Raw genomic sequence first — 19,633 nt, forward strand, 5'->3', positions numbered from 1 at the left:
TGTATAATCCGCCTGGGAGGAGAATACGCCATGAAAAAATGGAACTCAGCATTTACCGGCCTCGCTATTTCCTATCTGTCCGTTGTTCTGGTTATTGTTCTCTTGCTCTGCACCGTCTTCTCTGTCTATTTCTCGGGACATTATAAAGAAGAGCTGCGCAGCCGCAACCGGCTGGTGCTGGAGAATACCGCGCGGACCATTGAAACCTCGGTGCTTGAGCGGGTTCAGCAGATCTATCTGGAGCTCTCTCTCGACAGAACCTCGGCACTGCGTTTATTCAGTGATACTTCCTTTCAGCATAATCTAAGCAAAGTGAGCGGGCTGCAAAATCTGCTGAAAACCGAGGTTGCCGGCAACTCCGATATCATCCAGGCGGTTCATCTGTATGCTCCGCAGCAGCAGGTCATGCTGTCATCGCTGTATGGGCTGGGATACCAGGCTGACCAGGGGGACGGCGCCGCAGCTTTTACGGACTGGATCGGCGGAATGCATAATAACTCCGGGGGCAGTCTCTGGACTCCGGCCCGCGAAGTGCCTGAAGATATTTACTCCAGTGTGCCGGGCGGCAAGCACAATACGCTCATTACCTATGCCCATAGCTATCCTTTTCAGTCCTCCGGGGCTGAGAGTGATCTGATTGTCGCTATTGATGTTAAACAGAGCGCGGTCAGCACTATTATTCAGAATATGATGCCCTCGCAATATGAAGGGACTTTTATTGTAGACCCTAACGGCCTGATGGTCATTCCGGATACCTCTTCCGACCAGGTGAGCAGCTATAGCGCCAGTATCAGCGTGCCGCTTGAGTCTGCGGCGGAGGCCGGCAGCTTCGACAGCAACCTTGGCGGTACTCCCTATGTCATCTCTTATCAGACTCTGCCGGCTGTCGGCTGGAAAATAGTCAGCGCTGTACCTTCCAGCTTCTTTTATGCGCCCTCCAATGGGATGCAGCAGCTGATTGCGGGACTCTGCCTGCTTGCCATTATCCTTGGACTCCTTATGTCGGGGCTTCTCGCCAAAGCCAACTATACTCCAATCAAAAGGCTTGTCGGCAGAATCCGGGACCTCTCCGGCCATGCGCCTGAACCTTCGGCCAATGAGTACAGGCTGATCGACACCGCCTTCACCAGGCTCAGCGAGCAGGTCAGCAGCCTGGAAGAGAGCCTGCAGGCCAGCGCGCCGGTGCTCAAGCATAATGCTGTGCTAAGCCTTTTGCACATGAGCTCCAGCCGGGAGGAGAAAGCCGAGGCGTTTCAATGTCTTGGGATTTCGCGGGCTTACAATCACTATTGCTGCCTGCTTGTGAATACAGAGAGAGCCTGGAGCCATATGAGCTCAGCACATATCCAGAATATGATGAGCACCATCATCGGGCAGCTGGAGGCCGTCCGCCTGCCGGACTGCCGGATCATTGCCGAGGAGCTGCCGGATAAGCGGATTGCCGTCATCGTGTGTGCGGGCAGCCCTTCGGACAGTCTGCTGGACCAGCTCGCGAAGCTCATCTCCAGGGAAGACAGACAGCCGTTTCAGGCAAAAGTCCAGCTTGCCTGGGGCTGCTGGGTGCAGGAGGCTGCCGGCCTCCACAACAGCTATTCTGAAGCACAGCTTTTGATGAAGTATGCTTATTTCCTTCCGGAGCAGTCTGTCCTGAAGGGCCGCAGCCTGCTGGAGCGGGAAAGCAGCCTGGATGAAATTCCGCAGGCGCTGCTTGTTAAATTCAAAGATAAGCTGCAATCCCGCCAGCTGGATGAGCTTGCAGCCATTGTCGCGCAGCTCGTCACCGCCATGCGGGAAGAATTATATCCGGCGGATTATTGCCACTTTATTCTGGGAAATACCGTGTTTGTCTACTCGGATTATCTGAAAAGCGTCCGTTATAAGCCCGGTGATCTGTATCAGCAGTATATCGGAATGCCAGATATTCTCAGCTTTCAGAGCTGGCTAACCGGCTCTCTGGCCACCTTTATTAATGAAACTGACAAACGTAACAGCGACAGGGCTTTGTCTACTATTGATGCCGCGAAGCAGTATATCGGGGAGCATCTGGCAGAGGATCTGTCACTGGATGCTGTGTCGTCCAAGGTGTATATCAGTCCGAAATATTTAAGCAAGCTCTTCAAAGAAGAGCTTGGAATCACCTATACCGACTATGTCACCGCCCGGCGGATGGAGCACGCCAAAGCACTGCTGGAGAGTAACAGCATGACCGTTGAACAAATCGCAGGCAGCGTGGGCTACGGGACGGCGGCTTATTTTATCAAACGGTTCAAAGAAATCTATGGCTGCACTCCCGGCAACTATTTGCGTACCCTTAATGAGGGTTAATCCGCAAGCGGCCGCCGGCATAGCTGACAGGAGGAAAACCCGGATGAGAATGAACAACCGTTGGAGTGCCGTTCTTCTGACAGTACCCGTTATCTTCACGGCTTTGGGTCTGCTTAGCGGCTGTGATCCGGCAGCTGTAACGGCTGCAGACCCGTCCGCTGCTTCGGCACAACAACCGGCGGCTGATGGCACAGCAGATTCCTCTGCCCCGGGTTACACGATCTCGTGGACCATGCATCAGAACCTGCCGGTTCCTGAGGATGCGGCGGTTGTCCGGGAAGTGGAGCAGAAATTCGGCGTCGATCTCGACATCTGGAATCTGGAAAACAACAAATATGAATCCCTGCTTGAGCTGAAGCTGGTGCAGGGGGCTATTCCGGACCTGTTCCGGATCAGGCAGACCCAAGACCTGCTGAAATACCAGCAGCAGGGCCTACTGGCAGAAATTCCGCAGGAGGTGCTGGACACCTATGCGCCTAATATCATGAAGGCGATCCGGGAGAATGCCCCTGCTTATCAGGATTCAGGCATCATTAACGGCGCCTACTACGGCATTCCTGTTGTTAACCCGACTAATATCTACCGGATTCCTGTTGTCTACCGTCAGGACTGGCTGGATAAGCTTGGCCTGTCTGTTCCGGATACGCTGGCTGATTTTGAGAAGGTGATTTATGCGTTCGCGAATAGGGACCCGGACGGTAACGGTGTTAAAGATACCTATGGGTTATCGCTGGAAGGGATGAATGTTGTCTTCGGAGCGTTCGGGCAGATTGTTTTTGCCGATCAGCTCTATTTCAGCAGGCAGGATCAGCTGCTGGTTATCGGTGCCCTGCAGCCGGAAATGAAGGAGGCGCTGCGCTATTTGCGCAAGTGGTATCAGGACGGGGTTATCGACCCGGAATTCATTACCGGGGAGAATAAAGGCGGCTACAAGCATCTCTCCCATGCTTTTATAAACGGCCGGATCGGCATGACCTCCATGGGCAACTACTACCACTGGATTCAGAACGGGGATTATTCCACATGGACAACGGATGAGCTGGGAAAAACCGTGGAGACGCCGGTTGCCGCCACCTTTAACGTGAAAGAGCTGACCGCCAAAAATCCGCAGGCGCGGATTGTATTCGGCCGGCCGGTAAGCGGGCCTGACGGCAAACGCGGCTCCAAAGCCTACGATATGCTGATGAGCTTCACCGCCATCGGTGCAGATGCCCTGAAGGAGCCGGGCAAGCTGGAGACCATCCTGCAGATTCTCGACTACGTCAGCGCCAATCCCGACCCGCAGGAGGACACCGCAATGAAATTCGGCATTCAGGGGGAGCACTGGGAGTGGGCGGACAGCCTGAATAAAGAAGTGGTGGTGCTTCCGCCGTATGACCAGACCTTCAGCTACCAGAATACCATCGGCGCCGGTCTTGGCATGACGGTGCCGGTTATGCCCGGCGACCGCAGGGAGCAGTGGGCGGCGACGCTGGATCTCGACCGGGACGGGATTTACAATGCCCTGGAAGTCGCCACGCCCTCCATGGTCAAGAACGGGCCGGAGCTAATTCAGCTGCGGAACGAGGCTTACATCGCCTTCATTACCGGTGAACGTCCGCTTGAGGAGTTCGACAGCTTTGTTAAGGAATTTATGGCAGCGGGCGGGGCTGAGGTGCTGCGGGAGGCGAATGAGGCTACAATCAAACCATATACTCAGCCATAATCTGCTCGATATCAAACGGAGTCACTCCCTGCTCTACCGAGAATACAGTATCGGCATGGCGCGGCGATTCGGCAAGCTGTCCCCGGGCTTTGACGTGGAGCATGAACAGATCGTACAGATCCGGCCTTTTGAGCGAGGCCATTGCTTTGCCGATCAGCACCATTCCCTTTTGGTTACCCTCCACATTATTGTAGTACTGGGGAGCTCTCGTCAGCGACAGATCGGTCCAGATGACCGTCCGTTCAACCAGGTCCAATATAACAGGGATCGCTATTTGTGTATCGGCTGTAACGTCAATCTTATTGGCTACGGCCGAAGGCTCAAAAATTTCGCCCGAGCCGGGCTTCTTCCGCATCATCCAGCCGGTAAAGCATTCCGGCAAATCACAATAAGGCTGCTCCGTGAAGGAATTCAGCGACGCCACCACGTATCTTCCGCCATATTCGACAATAGAGGGGATATGCAGGTCAATGAACTCGCAGGCCCCGTGAGGCGCCGAGACAATATCTCCGCTATGCGCCGCCAGATAGTTGGACGAGCGCAGATTCGTATAAGAGATATGCTCCACATAGTTCCAGTTCTGATCATACATGACCGCAGATAGATCAATATCGACCCGGCCTGTAGGCACACCGCCAACTTTCCCCTCTTTCCACCAGCTGAAAAAGCGGATCGTATCCCCTTCGCCCATCGGCAGGCGGCTTCCCCGGACAAGCGTATGCAGTGCTTTACTGGCCGATCTCTGGGAAAAGGGTACATTATAGCTCTTAAGCCGCTCATCCACGTAAGCGGTTCCTAAAGGCGGCAGCGCTGCGAATCGCCTGATTAACGCCTGCTCGCATACATTTACGACATCCCGGCAAGCTCCGGCGTCAATCTCCGGCAGCGTATCAGGGATTGCAAAGGCTTTGGCGACATTTCCTTTCGGAAAAAAGACCCGCAGCTCAGGCGAATCCAGCCGATGGGCAAAATGCTTCTTCACCTGCAGCAGCACCGGAGTCGCTACCTGCCCCGCCACCTCGCCAAAGGCCAGCACAACGTACTCCGTAAACTCCGTTCCGCGCAGCAGCTGATCCAGTCTCCGTGCGAATTCGCCCGGACGTTTGATCAGCAGATCCAGCGCATCCCAGACCTGTTTGTATTGGATCGCTAGCTCCACACTGCTGTTAAAGGTTGTAAACGGCTTGTTATTCCGCAAAATATCAAAGGCTTCCTCACAGCGCATATACCGCTGCTTGTATTCCGACGGATGCAGGATTTCACCCAGGCGAATCCAGCGTTCCTTATATCTCAGCATATCCTCGGTAATCGGATGGCACTGTTCAAGTAACCCAAGCAGCAGACGGCGTTCACTGCGCTTGAATTTGCGGAAACGCGCCGGCACCGCCAGGCTGACATCGCCGTCCGACCACGCCACCGCGAGGCGCAGCACATCGGTCGCTGTTTTGAAATACTGCCCCAGCCGCGCCAGGTTAGCCTTGGCATGCTTCAATAGAGATGATGCCACAAATGAGGTATTTTCCTTGAACGGAATATCCTCCGGCAGAATCGCATCCAGCGCCTCCGGTTCAAGCGCCGCTATTACAGCATCAATATCCTCTTTATCGGCTGCAGAGATCGAGCCTTTGGCCTGAATAAGCCGGCGGATCATCACGAAGAAATCCTCGTTGCTCCCAAGCTCAATCACCTTCAGCTTCACCTGTTCCTGCAGCGGCGGTCTCTTTACGGCCCCATCGTATTGCGGAAGATCCCAGGTGTAGTAATGGTACATGGCATTCAAGTACAGGATGGCATCCTGCTCCAGCATCACCTGCTCGGGAAACCCGGGATACATCGGTGCATATTTTACATGCGCACCAACCATTACCTTCAAATCTGCAACCAGCTGCTGGTACAGCGCCTCAAATGCTTCCTTCGGCAGCTCGCGCACCGCGCGGAACAATGCAGGGGACAAAGCAAAGCCCAGCGCTTCCAGATTGCGGACTGCCGCCGCCAAAAACCCTTCCGGCAGCCGACCGTTCCCGTTATTTTGATCAACAATGATCTTGCATGCTCTTCGTAAATAAATCGTGTTTATTTTCATAGTAAAAGTGTCCAGGAAAGCCGTACCCCTATTTAGATCATCCTCTGGGTTTAGAAGGAAGGAATACGATAGCCTGGACGCCTCCTCTCTGGATAAGCCTCCTTCAGGAAAACTGCGGCCATATGTCATTTACAGTGAGTTAGAAGGAAGGACCGCAATAGCCTGAAGGTCAAGCATCCCGGATTCCGGTGAACCCGGCCGCTTGATGTGCTTATCATCGCATACGGGGAGGAGTGTAAACAGGGCAGAAGTATTACAACAATGGAAAATGCGGGAAAATGTTGTTCCTTACAGTATTTTTATAACTCCAAAAGCTGCTTCAGGAAACTTCCCAGGATGGCACAGACCGGATCAAACAAACGAAGTGGAAATCCGCCATCTATTTTCGGGGAAAACCACTGAATGAGGATAATAAGTGGAAAAAGGCTACTTAGTTCATCTCATTTTAGGTATACGGAGTGTTTGCGGCCCAAATAAGTAGCGATTTTCCACCTAATGCTTATAAATCTTGAGAAACTGCCGATCTAAGTAGCAATAATCCAACTAAATTGCTGGGACCCTCCGTTTTATCCGTAATTTTCCCTAACTACTTAAAAAAATCAAATGGTAACCTGCCGCTTTTCCGGCACAGTATATTAACCGCCTAATGTCCTCCCGTCAAGAAAAAATTAGCGAATAAACGGAAGCGCAGGTAACTCCCTGTTAGAGTTCCTCAAAAAGAAGTAAATCAACAGTATTCGCAGCTTGGCCGCTTTTTTCAACGCCATCATCTTCCTGTACAATTGATCCCGGAATGCTGATATATGACAGGAAAGGAGAACCCGCATGCACAGAGTGGACAAAATCAGATTTACGCTCTTTTATGGTGAAACTCCTCCAGCAGACAGTTACGGCTACATGGAGCTCAACCGGGAGGGGAACATGATTGCGCTCTACACCAAAGACGGCGAAGAAATGGATATCTATGGCGGGCATGAATTCATCAGGGTAGGTACACTTGGCAGATTCAATGACCGGGATCGTGACAACTTCTATTCCTTATTAGAAGGGGATGGGGTAGGCTGAGCGATCCGGCAGACCGGTAGCCTGCAGCACAAAAGGCCACCCCTCACGGGATGGCCTATAACCCTATATCTGTACGATAAATCAGAACGGATTCGTAGCAATAAAGCTTGCTGTCTTCACATAGACACGCGGATTCAGCTTCAGCTGGTCGATAATGAACTCTGCGATATCCTCAGGCTGCACGAACTTCGCATCATTGTTTTCCTTGATCAGGTTCAGGTCAAGTGCAAGATCCGTTGCAATGGTGCTCGGAGTCAGGGCCGATACACGGATGTTGTTGCGGCGGACCTCCTGGGCCAGGGATTCGGTGAAGCCGATCACGGCGAACTTGGAGGCGCTGTATGCACTGGAAGTGGCTGCTCCGTTCAAACCGTTGGTGGAGGAGATGTTGATGATGTCTCCGGCATTCTTTTCAACAAGCTGCGGCAGTACGGCACGGGTTACATAATAGGTGCCCATCAGGTTGACGTCGATCATGCCCTTCCACTCTTCCGGGTCCATTTCCAGCAGTGTGCCAAACGTAGCAATCCCTGCGTTGTTAATCAGAATATCCGCAGCTCCCAATTCGTTCTTGATCGCTTCAACCGCTGCATCTACCTGTTCCTTGGAAGAAATATCAGCGACGGCAAATGCGGCCTTTACTCCGTAGCCTTCAATCTCGGCAGCCAGTGCCTGCAGTGCAGCTTCACTTCTGGCCAGCAGACCGACGCTGACGCCCTCCTTGGCAAGCGCAACAGCTGTTGCCTTTCCGACTCCTCTTGCCGCTCCGGTTACAATTGCTACTTTTCCTTGCAATGATTGTGCCATGTAATCTGGCTCCTCTCCAATCTTTTTTTAAAATCCTTTTCTAGTATACTATGTCCGCACAACCATAGCTTAATGCTTCAGTTGATATTGACATCATAAATCTGTCATAAATACATCTCTACAAATTTTATTTACCATTTTTTTATTGACACTTCCTGCAAATCCATATATATTGTTCGATAATGAGAATCGTTATCAAGTATAGCTAAATACATTACATAAAGGATGGGGTCATACAAATGAAACACATGAACACCGCACGAAGGTTTACTTTCAGAACGCTGCTTGCTCCGCTTGCGCTTACACTTGCGCTGGTAGGCTGCGGTAACAACAATGCATCAAACAACGCTGCTTCCCCTACTAATGCTGCGGCTACTACTGCACCGGCTGCTACAGAAGCACCTGCTGCTACAGAGGCCGTTCAATATCCGATTACAATCAAAACTGCACTGGGTGAAGCTGTAATTGAAAGCAAGCCTGAGCGTATTGTTACTATTCAATGGGCCAACCACGACGTTGCACTTGCACTGGGCGTTGTTCCTGTAGGCTTCTCTGCTGCGAACTTCGGTGTTCAGGACGGCAGCGGGCTGCTTCCTTGGACCAAGGAGAAGCTGGATGAGCTGGGCGTAACCGATCCTAACGTATTCCAGGATACAGACGGCCTTGATTTTGAGGCGATTTCCGATGCAGACCCGGATGTCATTCTTGCCGCTTACTCCGGTATCACACAGGAAGACTACGATACCCTGAGCCAGATTGCTCCGGTTGTCGCTTACCCGACTTCCCCCTGGACAACCACATGGCGCGAGCAGGTTCTGCTTAATGCAGAAGGCATGGGCATGAAGGCGGAAGGCGAACAGCTGATCAAGGACACTGAAGCTATGGTAAAAGAAAAAGTGGCTGCCTATCCGCAGATTGCCGGCAAGAAAGTGGTATGGGTGAACTTCTCCGCTGACGACCTGTCCCAGCTGCACATCTATGCGCCGATTGATTCCCGTGTTTCCTTCCTGTACGAGCTGGGAATGGAATACCCTGAGAGCATCACATCCCAGATTACCGATCCTACCAGCTACTCTTTGAGCCTGAGTGCCGAGAATGTTGAAGCCCTGAATGACGCGGATCTGATCGTCGGCTACGGCAATGACGAATTGCTGAAAGCCCTCCAGGCCGATTCCCTGCTGGGTAAAATCCCGGCTATCGAGCGCGGATCTGTTGCCTTCATTGACAGCGACACACCACTGGTAGCTGCCGGAACGCCTAACCCGCTGTCCATCGCCTACACCATTGATGAGTATCTGGCTTTGATCGGCGGAGCTATCGACAAAATTAATGAATAGTTCTGCGACTTCCGAACAAAAACAGCCTGCCGCGCATACACCGCGCAATTTTATACTGGTTCTGGTCATCTGCATTATCCTTCTTGGTATATGCGTGATTGCTTCGCTGGCCTTGGGTTCGCGGGTGACCAGTTTCCGGGAGCTGATGGACGGGTTATTCCATCCGGATGTGCAGTCCTTCGGGGCTAACGTAGTCCGCAAACGGATTTCCCGCACCGTGTTCAGCTTAATGTGCGGAGCGGCGCTCGGCGTGTCCGGAGCGCTTATGCAATCGGTCACCCGCAATCCTATTGCGGACCCGAGTATACTTGGAGTCAATACCGGCGCCGCCCTGTTTGTGGTGTGCGGGATTGCTTTCCTGAACATAAGCTCAGCCAGCCAATATATTTGGCTGGCTTTGGCCGGAGCTGCGCTGACTGCAGTGTTCGTATTCGGAATCGGTTCAATGGGGCGTGGCGGAGCCACCCCCATTAAGCTCGTTCTGGCGGGCGCTGCCACCAGCGCAGCCCTTTCCTCTTTGGTCACTGCCATTATGATTCCGCGTTCCTATGTCATGGATAAATTCAGGTTCTGGCAGGTGGGCAGCGTCGGTTCAGGAAGCTGGGATAATATCTCCACCTTCCTCCCTTTTCTGATCGCCGGGATGCTGATCGCTGTGCTGACAGCCCCTGCGCTTAATGCGCTGGCTCTGGGGGATGATGTGGCCACCGGTCTGGGCGTGAAGACGGGCTTCCTGCGGTTTATTTCCGCTTTTGCCGGTGTTATCCTGTGCGGTGCGACAACTGCACTTGCGGGTCCTATCGGCTTCATCGGGCTGCTCGCCACTCATGTGATCCGTCTGATTCTTGGCCCTGATCTGCGTTTTGTCATTCCCATGTCCGCGATTGCGGGCGCTATTATTCTAACCGTAGCCGATGTCGGCGGCAGGCTGCTGGGCAGTCCCGGAGAGCTTGAAGTCGGTGTAGTGACAGCGTTTATCGGAGCACCGATATTAATCCTATTAGCTATGAGATCGAAAGTGCGGTCCTTATGACAAATCATCCTACTTCAATTGAATTCATTATGGCAGGCAGGCGGCTCAGACGCCGCCGCTGGATACTGGCTACAGGCCTCCTTGCTGTACTGGCCTGCTCGCTTTGCATCGCTATGCTGCTGCTGGGGAACACCATCTATCCGCTCTCGAAGGTTCTCCGGGCGCTGTCCGGAGAGCAGCTCAAGGGCGTATCCTTTGCGGTCAATACGATCCGCCTGCCGCGTATGCTGGCCGGCCTCTTTGCAGGATTTGCTTTTGGTGTCGCCGGTTATACCTTTCAGACCATGCTGCGTAACCCGCTAGCTAACCCCAATGTCATCGGCATTACGTCGGGTTCCAGTGCAGCAGCCGTGTTCTGCATCGTTATCCTGCATGCTAACGGGGCTGTGGTCTCTTTTGCCGCAGTCATTGCCGGTCTGGCTACCGTCATTCTGATCTATTTCCTGTCACGGGGAAGAGCCTTCTCGATCGGCCGGCTGATCCTGGTCGGGATTGGCATACAGGCGATGCTGGATGCGGTCATTTCCTATCTCCTGCTGATCAGCTCCGAGAAGGATGTGCCTACCGCAATCCGCTGGCTGACCGGCAGTCTCAACGGCTCGCAGATGAGCGAGCTTCCTCCGCTGGTCATTACCGTATTGATCTGCGCGCCTATCATTGCCCTGCTGGGCAAGCATCTGGACATATTGGAGCTCGGGGAGCAATCGGCGTCTTCGCTGGGTGTTCATACCGACAAGACGAGAATCCTGCTTATCGTAAGCTCAGTCTGTATGATAGCTATTGCTACCGCTACAACAGGCCCGATTGCTTTTGTCTCCTTCCTTGCCGGACCGATAGCCAAAAGACTGGTCGGTGTCGGCTTCTCCGGCGTGATCCCGGCAGGGCTTGTCGGCGTTGTTCTGGTTCTGGCTGCGGATCTGATCGGACAGTTTGCCTTCGTTACCAGGTTCCCGGTCGGTGTTATTACCGGGCTGCTCGGAGCGCCATATCTGATTTACCTGCTGATCCAGATGAACCGGAAGGGAGAACTATAATGAATCAGGCGCATACTTTTCAAGTCGAACGCCTCGTAGCAGGCTATGAGAATAAAACGGTCATCCAGGATGTCAGCCTTGTGCTGCCGAGCAGCAAGATCAGCGTCATTATCGGCTCGAACGGCTGCGGCAAGTCAACGCTCCTGAAAACGATGGCCCGGTTAATCAAGCCTTCCTCCGGTGCCATTACAATTGACGGAAAGCCGCTTGCCAAAATCGCCTCTAAACCCTTGGCCCGCATAGTTGGAATGCTGCCGCAATCACCGATTGTTCCGGAAGGTATCACCGTCGCCGATCTGGTTGGCCGGGGAAGATTCCCGCACCAGTCGCTGTTCGGCGGATGGAGTAAAAAGGACTATGAGGCCGTGGCCGAAGCAATGGAAATTATGAAGATTACGGAATTCGCCAATCATCATATTGATGAGCTGTCCGGCGGCCAGCGCCAGCGCGTCTGGATCGCAATGGCACTGGCGCAGCAGACGGATATCCTGTTCCTCGATGAACCGACAACGTTCCTCGACATCACCTACCAGATCGAGATTCTGGACCTGCTGACCGACCTGAACCGCAAGCACGGCACTACCATTGTAATGGTGCTGCATGATATTAACCTGTCTGCGCGGTACGCCGACCATATCTTTGCCCTTCATTCAGGCAGGCTGGTCGCTGAAGGCATGCCGGATAAAGTCATTACAAGCACTCTGGTTAAGGACATCTTCGGACTGGACTGTACGGTCATCAAGGACCCGGTTGCCGGTTCCCCGATGATTGTACCGAAGGGCCGCTATCATACGGATTATGTGCCTGTTCCTTAGCGGAATGAGCATGGTTCACTACAAAAAAACCACCCCGGTTAACGGAGTGGTTTTTATTTGCGTTAAGGCTAGATATGATTGCCCGCCTCGGTATTGATATTCATCTCCTGGCTGCTCTTCTGCTTTCTGCTTCTAACCGAATACAGGACGAACAGGAGGATGAACCAGAGCGGAGTGAACAGCAGTGCCGGACGGGTCTCCTCGGCAATCAGCATAATGACCAGAATCGCCGCGAACAGCGCCAGAACAATATAGTTTACAGCCGGAGTAAACGGTGCCTTGAACTTGGAGGCAGCCTGCAGATCCGGGCGGTTCTTCTTATATTTAATGTGGCATACCAGTACAACGCCCCACACCCAGATGAAGCAGATAGCGCTGACTGTGGTTACGATACCGAAGGCCTGCTCGGGAACCAGCTTGCTCAGCAGCGCTCCTGCCGAGATTACCAGCGTAGACACGAACAGCGAGTTGGCAGGTACATGGTTTTTGTTCAGCTTGCCGAACTCGCCGGAGGCCTGATCCTTGCGGCTCAGATTATAGAGAATCCGGCTGGTCGAGAACATCCCGCTGTTGCAGGCTGACGCGGCCGAGGTTAATACGACGAAGTTGATCATTCCCGCAGCAATCGGAATGCCCACCAGACTGAAGGTTCTGACAAACGGGCTTTCAGCGGGACTAAGCTGAGTCCACGGGTTAACACACAGCAGGACGAACAGCGCGCCCACGTAGAAGAACAGAATCCGCAGCGGGATTTTGTTGATGGCTGATGGGATATTTTTTTCAGGATCAGCCGTTTCTGCCGCTGACACCCCTACGAGCTCTACACCGACATAAGCGAATACGACCATCTGGAAGGAGAACAGGAAGCCTGTAATTCCGTTCGGGAATACCCCGCCGTGCTGCCACAGATTGCGGACCGTAACTGCTCCTGCATCTGTTTTGAAGCCCAGGACGAGCAGTACAATTCCAAGCCCGATCAGGGCAAGAATCGTAACCACCTTGATTAGTGCGAACCAGAACTCCAGCTCGCCGAAGCTTTTGACGGTCAGCAGGTTAAGTCCCAGCAGAATAATCAGACAGATCACTGCCGGAACCCACTGCGGAATATCAAACCAGTACTGCACGTAAACGCCCACCGCAATGACATCGGCCATCGCCGTCATAATCCAGCAGAACCAGTACGTCCATCCTGTAACAAAAGCGGCCTTTGGCCCTAAATAATCTTCAGCGATATCTGTAAAGGACTGGTACCCCGCCTTAGACAGCAGCAGCTCTCCCAGTGCCCTCATGACAAAAAATACAGCGATCCCTACAATCAGATAAGTGAACATGATCGACGGCCCTGCCTTTTCAATCGCCCGCCCTGATCCCAGGAATAATCCTGTTCCAATCGTTCCTCCAATTGCAATTAACTGAACGTGCCGGTTGGCCAGCTCTCTCTTTAACTCTGCCATGCCTGTTTCCCCCTTATGATTACAGCCTGTTGCTGCCAATAAAAAAAGAGACTGGATAATATCATCCAATCTCCCGGCTCATAAGAATATCAAACACTATCCGCCCTGCGGGCAGCAGCCCGCAAGGCAGATAAATATTCAGTACTCTTCTGTCCTTTTGCCTGAGATTGTGAACCCTTCGGCGCTGCGGTAGCCCGCAGTCTCTCCAGAAGCTGCTCCTGCTATAGTGTGATCCATAGCATTCATAGCCTGTAGCATATTAAGTTGGTGAAGCGTTAATGCATTTTAATATTCTAACATATTACTCGCGATGTGAGTATTAGAGCTGTGAAAAAAGTCTCATTGCAATTTTATACTTACGTTCGCCTAACCCTGTACCTGCTCCTCCTCGGCCTTTCCGTAAAACTTGAGAAAAACAATGATACCGATCAGCGCTACAACGATGCCCGACCAGAAGAACCACACTTGGACTCCATACCGGTCGGCAACCGGCCCGGCCAGGGCCAGCCCGATGGGAGAAGACAGCATGCCAATGCTGGAAACGAGCGAAATGACACGCCCTAACGTTTCCGGCTCGTAAGCCTTCTGGATCATGGCCATATAGGGCCCGTTGAACAGCGGGGCAGCAGCACCCATGAAGAACGACAGTACGGCAAAGGCTACGAAGGCTCCGCTGCCGACAACTCCGCTTAGCAGGCAGGTCAGGCCGATAATAACAAGGCTGACGCTCATATAGGTGGAGTCGCGCCATTTGGAGGACAATACCGACAGCAGCACGCCGCCGGCGATCATGCCGAAGCCGAATACCGCCTCTATTACACTCGCGCTGTATCCGCCCCGGCCGAAATGCTCCAGCGTCATCAGCGGGAACAGCATGGCCAGTGGCATAAAGACAACACTGAAGCCGGCCATGGCTATTGTAATAAATACAATCGGCTTGGCGGAAACAAAGGTCCGCCAGCCGAGAATGAACTCCTGCCGGAAAGACGGTGCCTGCACCACCTCCGGCTTCGGCTGATGAATCTTCACCATCAGCAGCATGACGTTGGCGATCAGTGCACCCGCCACATCAAGCAGCAGCACTGTTCCCAGCGATGTAGCCGAGTATACGGCAATCCCCAGCGCGGGTCCCAGTATACTGGAAGCTGAGAAGACCATCTGCTGCCAGCCCGCTACCCGGGTCAGCTGATCCTCCGGGGCAATCAGCGGGACAGCAGCCTGGAACGACGGCGCGTGGAACGAGGAGGCCACGGAGCGGATGAACAGCACGACATATACGACCCACAGGCTCGGGTCGCCCCACAGGTAATAAGCGCCCAGGATCAGGCTGGTGACAGCAATCATGCTGTCGGAGATAATCATGGTCAGCTTGCGGTTCCAGCGGTCCAGCCACACGCCGATGAACGGCCCTAGAATCGCTTGCGGCAGGAAGCCTACGAGTCCGGCAATCATCAGTACCGAGGCTGACCCGGTGGTTTCCGTCAGGTGCCAGATAATCGAGAACTGCACCATCGATGAAGTCAGAATCGAGAAGATCTGACCGCTGAAGATGAAGGCGAATGTCCTTTTCCAGTGCATAAGTTATGCCCCCTTAATAAGTTGAGTTATTTCGTTTCGCACACTAAAATCTCCCGTAAAAAAAACAGACCCAAGTCCAGTGGGCTTGAGTCTGCTTGCTTGACGTGTCAGAACTAGGCATAGCCAAATAAGGCATTGCCGGATAACCGTGCGGTTCGCGGTCTATGTCCCATACGTAATAAAACAAGCATCTCAAAAAAGCCCACCTTACCGGTGAAACAAGCTCCTCTGGGTACTCATCTTAAACGTATGAAATAAATCATAGTCCGCAACCCTCCTTACGCTAATTAGCCGTATCTTACCATCGGCAGTAAAAGCTGTCAAACCAAAAATAACCTCAAAGCGCGGCTTGCATCGATGCTGGCCTTGGGACTTTGCGGGGCTGCGAAAACTTTATTCTTTAATACCAATAAAAATTAAAAGCGGGTAAGCCACCGCTTACCCGCTTCACACTATTATTCCATTATTTGATGATTACATATTCCAGTCCTACCATTTTAGCATAGCTAACGATCTGGTCAGTAGTCAGGTTCAGGGAAACCACCGTGTGGTGACCGCCGCCGTTCTCGATCCAGGCCTTCACTCCGTCCTGGAAGTTAGGCTTCACTTTCCACAGTACACGCGCTACCGGAAGGTTAGGAGCAGCAACCTCTGGCTCAAACGCTTCTACTTCATTGATCAGCAGCTTGTAGTGGGTGCCGAAGTCAGCCATCGATACAACAACGCCTTCGCCGGCTTTGCCGTCAAATACGAGACGGGCCGGATCTTCGCGGTCGCCGATACCGAGCGGTGATACAAGCACCTTCGGCTTGTTGCTTGCCAGGCTTGGATCAACCTCAAGCATGTGGGACTGCAGAATCGCTTCCTTGCCTTCTGCCATCTCATATGTGTAATCTTCCATGAAGCCGGTGTTCACGTTGTGCGCCATTACCTTCAGCAGGCGGTCAAGGGCAGCCGTCTTCCAGTCGCCTTCGCCGGCGAAGCCGTAGCCTTGAGCCATCAGGCGTTGTACGGCCAGACCCGGAAGCTGCTTCATGCCGTGCAGGTCTTCGAAGTTGGAGGTGAAGGCATTATAGCCGCCGTTATCAAGGAAACGCTTCAGGGCGATTTCATAGCTGGCCTGAACCTTAACGCTCGCTTCCCATGCTTCCTTGCTGTAGTTGCCGTAATCGAAATCGTACTGCTCCGCATATTCAGCGAACAGGGCATTGATCTCTTCTTCCGTTACTTCGTTAACATAGGCTACAAGGTCGCCGATTCCGAAGTAATCAACAGTCCAGCCGAACTGGATCTGAGCTTCTACTTTATCGCCCTCAGTAACCCCTACATTACGCATGTTGTCGCCGAAACGGGCAACCTTGATGTTGAAGCTCTCGTTGTAAGCAACCGCTACGTCCATCCACTCGGCAATTTGCTTCTGTACATTAGGGCGCTGCCAGTAGCCTACAACCACTTTGTTCTGTTTGTTCAGGCGGGCATTGATGAAGCCATACTCACGGTCACCGTGGGCAGCCTGGTTAAGGTTCATGAAATCCATGTCGATCGTTGCCCAAGGAATGCTCTCATTGTACTGGGTAGCCAGGTGAAGCAGAGGCTTCTGCAGCAGCTTGGTGCCGCGGATCCACATTTTGGCCGGGGAGAAGGTGTGCATCCAGGTAATTACACCGGCAACCTCGTCACGGTAGTTGACTTCCTTCATGATAGTAGTGATTTTGTCCGCGCTGACTGCCAGATCCTGCAATACAAGCGGGTAAGGCAGAACGCCGCTGTTATTCAGTGCATCGGCCATTTCCTGCGCGTGGGCTTTAACTTCTCCGAGCGCTTCTTCGCCGTACAGATGCTGCGATCCAACAACGAACCAGAACTGCTTGTCACTAACTGTTGTCATTTATATTCATCCTCTTCTCTTAAATTGTGATAGTAGGTTAATCCGTACCCCATATTATTTCTGGCCGTAGTAAGCATCCTTGCCGTGCTTGCGCAGATAGTGCTTATCCAGAATCCGCTGCGGCAGCTCCTCGGCAAAATGGTTCAGCTCGCGCGCGAAATGATTCATCTTGGCCACTTCCTCCAGCACCACACTGTTCATGACTGCGGAATGGGCATCTTTGCCCCAGGTGAATGGTCCATGACCCTTCAGCAGTACACCGGGAACCGCCATAATATCAATGCCCCGCTGCTCAAACGTCTCGATGATCACATGCCCTGTTTCAGCTTCATACCCGCGGTCAATTTCCTCTTGTGTGAGGAACCGGGTACAAGGTACAGCGCCGTAGAAGGTATCAGCATGCGTTGTTCCCATAACCGGAACATCAAGCCCTGCCTGCGCCCAGACGGTGGCCCACATGGAATGCGTATGCACAATGCCGCCGATTTCCTTGTAATGCTTATACAGCACAGCGTGAGTCGGTGTATCTGAGGAAGGTCTAAGATCACCCTCAACAACGTTACCGTCAAAGTCGACAACGACCATATCGCTGGCTTTCATTTTCTCATAGCTGACTCCGCTTGGTTTGATGACGAACAGGCCGCTCTCACGGTCCACTGCGCTCACATTGCCCCAGGTGTACTTGATAAGTCCTTGCTTGGGCAGATCCAGATTGGCCTGGAATACCTCTTCCTTCAATTGCTCTAACACATTAACCCCTCCCGTTCTCTACCAGATGATCTACAGCAGCCTGCTCAATCGCAAGGCCACTCACATACCGCTCCATAAAGAGCTCAAAGCCCTTGACGTCAGCTGCATCCGGATGAATAACTTGTCCTTCCGTATCCTTAAATACCTTGTTATCGAGAAAATCGTCCAGACGCTCCTGCTGCTCCCTGTTCTGCATGAACGCAGCCAGAATCGCCATCCCCCAGGCCCCGCCCTCGCTGGCTGTTGCCATTACGGAGACAGGTACGTTCATCGAGGCAGCCACGATCTTTTGACCGACCACAGGGGTTTTAAATAAGCCGCCATGCGCCAGAATGCTGTCGATTGCGACATTCTCCTTCTTGGTGAGGATATCCATCCCGATCTTCAGCGCGGCAAAAGCGGTAAAGAGGTGCGTACGCATAAAGTTAGCCAGATTGAAGCGGCTCTCCGGCGAGCGGACGAACAGCGGGCGTCCCTTCTCGATGCCTGTAATATTTTCCCCGGAAAAATAACCGTAGCTCAGCAGACCGCCGCCGTCGGCATCCGCCTCAAGCGCCTTGCCAAACAGCACGCTGAACAGCTTGCCGGAATCCGCCTGGATGCCCATAGCCTCCGCAAACTCGCGGAACAGGCCGACCCATGCATTGATGTCACTGGAGCAGTTATTCGCATGCACCATTCCTACCGGGCTGCCGTCCGGCGTAGTAACCATATCAATCTCCGGATATACAGCGGACAGATCGTTCTCAAGCACGATCATCGCAAATACGGAGGTACCTACCGAGATGTTACCGGTGCGTTTTCTTACACTATTCGTAGCAACCATGCCTGTGCCGGCATCACCCTCTGGAGGGCACAGCGGAATGCCTGCCTGCAAGTCCCCGGATACGTCCAGGAGCTTAGCCCCTTCTTCAGTTAACACTCCTGCCTGCTCGCCTGCATGATACACTTTTGGCAAAAGCTCACCCAGCTTCAAAGAGTAACCTTTGGCTGCAGTCAGCTCGTCGAACTGCTTGACCATCGCCGGATTGTAATCCTGTGCCGACTCATCGATCGGGAAAATCCCCGAAGCGTCGCCGATGCCGATCGCTTTCGTTCCGGTCAGCAGCCAGTGAATATATCCGCCCAGCGTCGTTATAAAATCAATGTTCGGCACATGTTCTTCCTTGTTAAGAATCGCCTGATACAGATGGGCAATGCTCCACCGCTCAGGGATGTTGAACTGAAACTCTTCAGTCAGCTCCTTGGCCGCAGCTCCGGTTGTCGCATTACGCCAAGTCCGGAACGGAACCAGCAGCTCTCCCTTGCTGTCAAAAGCCATATATCCGTGCATCATGGCCGAGAATCCGATCGACCCCACCTTGCTCAGGGTGACTTCGTATTTCTGCTGTACCTCATGCTTCAATTCACTGTAGGCAGTCTGCAGGCCCTTGATGATGTCATTTAAATGGTACGTCCAATATCCGTCAACCAGCTGGTTCTCCCACTCATAGCTGCCGGAAGCAACTGTCTCAAACTTCCGGTCAATCAGTACCGCCTTGATACGTGTGGACCCAAATTCGATACCCAGTGAGGTTCCTCCCTCAAGTATCGCTTGCCTGATGTTCTGATCCATGCCCACGTTACTCCTCCCTAAGCCAACCTGATTATAATTGCAATAATAAAAAGAAGGCGCTTCCCTTTAACAGCTCCAGTATATTTTTTGTTCGTACATTTGTCAATATAACTTGTAAGATATACATACAAATTTAGTTTATCT

14 protein-coding genes and 1 riboswitch are annotated in these 19,633 nt (G+C 52.8%); of the genes, 7 read left to right on the forward strand and 7 right to left on the reverse strand.

Annotation, left to right across the window (positions count from 1 at the left end; translation table 11 throughout):
* Positions 1-30 precede the first annotated feature (30 nt).
* Positions 31-2,325: an AraC family transcriptional regulator gene (locus tag M2108_RS05910; RefSeq protein WP_277467939.1), complete on the forward strand. Its 2,295-nt coding sequence runs from the start codon at positions 31-33 to the stop codon at positions 2,323-2,325.
* Between the two features lie 43 nt (positions 2,326-2,368).
* Positions 2,369-4,030: a type 2 periplasmic-binding domain-containing protein gene (locus tag M2108_RS05915; RefSeq protein ID WP_481856850.1), complete on the forward strand. Its 1,662-nt coding sequence runs from the start codon at positions 2,369-2,371 to the stop codon at positions 4,028-4,030.
* On the opposite strand, the gene M2108_RS05920 is transcribed toward M2108_RS05915, so the two are convergent.
* On the reverse strand, positions 4,008-6,113 hold the full coding sequence (locus M2108_RS05920; protein WP_277467938.1) for a TerD family protein: 2,106 nt from the start codon (positions 6,111-6,113) through the stop codon (positions 4,008-4,010). The genes M2108_RS05915 and M2108_RS05920 overlap by 23 nt on opposite strands.
* Before the next feature lie 825 nt (positions 6,114-6,938).
* Here M2108_RS05920 and M2108_RS05925 point away from each other — a divergent pair.
* On the forward strand, positions 6,939-7,178 hold the full coding sequence (locus tag M2108_RS05925) for a hypothetical protein (RefSeq protein WP_277467937.1): 240 nt from the start codon (positions 6,939-6,941) through the stop codon (positions 7,176-7,178).
* A gap of 81 nt (positions 7,179-7,259) precedes the next feature.
* Here M2108_RS05925 and M2108_RS05930 read toward each other — a convergent pair whose 3' ends face one another.
* Positions 7,260-7,985: a 3-ketoacyl-ACP reductase gene (locus M2108_RS05930; protein ID WP_277467936.1), complete on the reverse strand. Its 726-nt coding sequence runs from the start codon at positions 7,983-7,985 to the stop codon at positions 7,260-7,262.
* A gap of 248 nt (positions 7,986-8,233) precedes the next feature.
* Between M2108_RS05930 and M2108_RS05935 the strand changes: the two genes are divergently transcribed.
* Genes M2108_RS05935 through M2108_RS05950 form a run of 4 tightly spaced genes read left to right on the forward strand, consistent with a single transcriptional unit; the run spans position 8,234 to position 12,204 of the window.
* Positions 8,234-9,322, forward strand: coding sequence for an iron-siderophore ABC transporter substrate-binding protein (locus M2108_RS05935; RefSeq protein WP_277468310.1), 1,089 nt, complete (start codon positions 8,234-8,236; stop codon positions 9,320-9,322).
* Complete coding sequence (locus M2108_RS05940; RefSeq protein ID WP_277467935.1) at positions 9,315-10,355, forward strand: FecCD family ABC transporter permease; 1,041 nt, start codon at positions 9,315-9,317, stop codon at positions 10,353-10,355. Before M2108_RS05935 ends, M2108_RS05940 begins: the two co-directional genes overlap by 8 nt.
* Positions 10,352-11,389 (forward strand): FecCD family ABC transporter permease, encoded by a 1,038-nt coding sequence (locus tag M2108_RS05945; protein WP_277467934.1) that lies wholly within the window; start codon positions 10,352-10,354, stop codon positions 11,387-11,389. The genes M2108_RS05940 and M2108_RS05945 overlap by 4 nt, the downstream gene beginning before the upstream one ends.
* Entirely contained in the window at positions 11,389-12,204 is an 816-nt protein-coding gene (locus M2108_RS05950) for an ABC transporter ATP-binding protein (RefSeq protein ID WP_277467933.1), read from the forward strand. Before M2108_RS05945 ends, M2108_RS05950 begins: the two co-directional genes overlap by 1 nt.
* 68 nt (positions 12,205-12,272) lie before the next feature.
* Here M2108_RS05950 and M2108_RS05955 read toward each other — a convergent pair whose 3' ends face one another.
* The 5 genes from M2108_RS05955 to M2108_RS05975 form a co-directional block, all read right to left on the reverse strand.
* A complete protein-coding gene (locus M2108_RS05955; protein ID WP_277467932.1) occupies positions 12,273-13,658 on the reverse strand; it encodes an amino acid permease in 1,386 nt (461 codons plus the stop codon).
* 139 nt (positions 13,659-13,797) lie between these two features.
* Positions 13,798-13,877: riboswitch (glycine riboswitch) on the reverse strand.
* 147 nt (positions 13,878-14,024) lie between these two features.
* Positions 14,025-15,236 carry an MFS transporter gene (locus M2108_RS05960; protein WP_277467931.1) on the reverse strand — a complete coding sequence of 404 codons (1,212 nt, stop codon included), beginning with the start codon at positions 15,234-15,236 and terminating at the stop codon, positions 14,025-14,027.
* A gap of 463 nt (positions 15,237-15,699) precedes the next feature.
* Positions 15,700-17,124 carry an L-arabinose isomerase gene (araA, locus tag M2108_RS05965; protein WP_277467930.1) on the reverse strand — a complete coding sequence of 475 codons (1,425 nt, stop codon included), beginning with the start codon at positions 17,122-17,124 and terminating at the stop codon, positions 15,700-15,702.
* Positions 17,125-17,178: 54 nt separating this feature from the next.
* A complete protein-coding gene (locus M2108_RS05970; protein ID WP_090716196.1) occupies positions 17,179-17,874 on the reverse strand; it encodes an L-ribulose-5-phosphate 4-epimerase in 696 nt (231 codons plus the stop codon).
* Position 17,875: 1 nt separating this feature from the next.
* Entirely contained in the window at positions 17,876-19,489 is a 1,614-nt protein-coding gene (locus M2108_RS05975) for a xylulokinase (RefSeq protein ID WP_277467929.1), read from the reverse strand.
* Between the last annotated feature and the right edge of the window lie 144 nt (positions 19,490-19,633).

Origin of the sequence: Paenibacillus sp. PastM-3, assembly GCF_029893965.1 — a bacterium.
Classification (GTDB): Bacteria; Bacillota; Bacilli; order Paenibacillales; family Paenibacillaceae; genus Paenibacillus_AQ.